Origin of the sequence: Rheinheimera sp. UJ63 (assembly GCF_021568285.1) — a bacterium.
Classification (GTDB): Bacteria; Pseudomonadota; Gammaproteobacteria; order Enterobacterales; family Alteromonadaceae; genus Alishewanella; species Alishewanella maricola.
In genome coordinates this window covers 1-2279 of the sequence record NZ_JAKGTQ010000016.1, presented here as the reverse complement: position 1 = coordinate 2279, position 2279 = coordinate 1, and the positions used below count along the sequence as shown (strand labels likewise).

The following is a 2279-nucleotide window of genomic DNA, read 5'->3' as shown; positions in this document are numbered from 1 at the left end:
TGCATGTTTCGGATGAATCCGAACACTGATTTCGGTTCAATCCGATCACTCATTTCGGTTTAATCCGATCGCTTGTTTCGGTTTTATCCGATCACTTTTAGCCCTTTTCCGAAATAGCTGTTCGGAATGCCGAAATGCCATTCTTTTTCTAATCAAATCAACTGGTAAGCTCTACCTAATTTTAATTAACTTAGGTAGGCGTTGACCATGGCTAGAAAGAGAACAGACATGAGCAAAATTAAAGACATTTTGAGGCTTCGTTTTAACGCAGGACTCAGCTTAAGAGACATCAGCAAGTGTTGCGCTGTTGGCCCTGCCACTGTTAGCGAAATCTTGTCACGTTTTACAGCTAGCGGCTTAAGTTGGCCTTTGAGCGAAGAAACCAGTGATACTGAACTAGAGAAAGCCGTCTATAAGGGCAAAAACACCTCTCGGCATAAACGCCAACCAGACTTCGTTTGCATGCATCAGGAGCTAAAGCGCAAAGGCATGACGAAGCTGTTGTTATGGCAAGAATATCGTGATTTGGATCCCGCTACGGCCTATGGTTACACACAATATTGTGAGCACTATCAAACGTGGCTTAAAAGCCTCAAGCGAAGCATGCGGCAGCTTCACATTGCCGGTGACAAGTTGTTTATTGATTACTGCGGCCCAACCGTGGCCATTCTTAACCCTGATACCGGCGAGATTGGCTTTTGTGCGCAGATCTTCGTGGCGACCTTGGGTGCCTCTAATTACACCTATGTTGAAGCAGGACGCTCTCAGCAGCTGGAGGACTGGATCATGGCTCATACTCGTGCCTTCCAGTTCTTTGGGGGGATCCCGCGTTTGTTGGTGCCAGATAATCTGCGTTCAGCAGTCACAAAAACCCATCGTTACATGCCTGTTATCAATGAAAATTATGCTCGAATGGCACGGCATTATGGCACCGCCGTCATGCCCGCGAGGCCCTATAAGCCCAAAGATAAATCAAAAGCTGAAAACGCGGTCTTGATTGTTGAACGCTGGATCCTCATGCGTTTACGCCATGAATACTTTTATACACTCAGCAGTTTGAATCAGCGGATCCGCGAGCTGTTGCATGATCTTAATCATCGTCAGCAACGCGTACATCCAGGCTCTCGTTATGAACTTTACACTCGGTTTGATAAGCCTGCGTTGATGCCATTGCCGACCTATCCTTACGAGTACATCGATAGCAAGCAAGCGCGTGTCGGGCCTGACTATCATGTGTTGTATGCAAAACACGCTTATTCCGTCCCACATAATCTGGTCAGCCATACCGTCACTGTGGAAGCGACCGCGCAAATCATCTGCGTGTACTACCAAGGAAAAGTGGTGGCACAGCACCCCAGAAAACATCACGACGGAGGGTTTACTACCGTCAAAGAGCATATGCCTGATGCGCATATCAAACAGCGCTGGAGCGCGGAAAGATTACTGAGTTGGGCTGACAGCATAGGCAATGGCGTCAGGGCAGTCATCAGCTTCCAGCTTGAACGACGCCAACATCCTGAGCAGGCGATTAAAAGCTGCCTTGCAATCCTAAGCTTGGCTAAAAAGTATAGTAACGACAGGCTTGAAGCGGCTAGCCAACGAGCTCTGCTACTGGAGCAGCCCTACCTCAAAGTCATTACAAACCTGCTGGTGAATAACAAAGAACGCATCGGCATTGCCACTACAGCAGAGGCTACACCACCGCTGACCCACCACAACATCCGTGGTCCACGTTATTATCAATAAGGAGAACTGAGATGAGTTTATCGACATTACATGAGCAACTGCGTGCGTTGAGGCTTGGCCATTTTACTCAAGCATTACAACAGCAACAGACACAACCGGCAACTTACTCTGACATGAGCTTCGAAGAGCGATTAGGCTTGCTGGCAACACATGAGCTACTGTGCCGTGACAATACCAAAGTGCAGCGATTGGCTCGTCAGGCTAAGTTACGGGTGGATGCCCGAGCTAGCCACATAGACTATCGAGCGAGTCGAGGGCTTAAAAAAGATAAAGTGGCCGTACTACTCAGCGGTCAATATCTGCACTACAACCAGAATATTATTCTAACGGGGGCAACGGGCTGCGGTAAAACGTATCTTGCCTGCGCGCTGGCTACACAAGCGTGCGACCAACATCACAGCGTACGTTATTACCGGCTCGGTGAGCTGTTAGATGAGCTACATATCGGCCACGCCGACGGCTCATACCGCCAACAACTGAGCACCTTGGCTAAACGTAAACTGCTCATTCTAGACGATTGGGGCATGGAAGCA

At 48.6% G+C, this 2279-nt stretch carries 2 protein-coding genes; both read left to right on the top strand.

Annotation, left to right across the window (positions count from 1 at the left end):
- Positions 1–207: 207 nt before the first annotated feature.
- Complete coding sequence (gene istA / locus L1N97_RS16820) at positions 208–1746, top strand: IS21 family transposase (RefSeq protein ID WP_236130564.1); 1539 nt, start codon at positions 208–210, stop codon at positions 1744–1746.
- An 11-nt stretch (positions 1747–1757) separates the two neighbouring features.
- Positions 1758–2279 (top strand): ATP-binding protein (locus L1N97_RS16815; protein ID WP_236130563.1); only part of this gene is annotated, 522 nt, incomplete at its 3' end.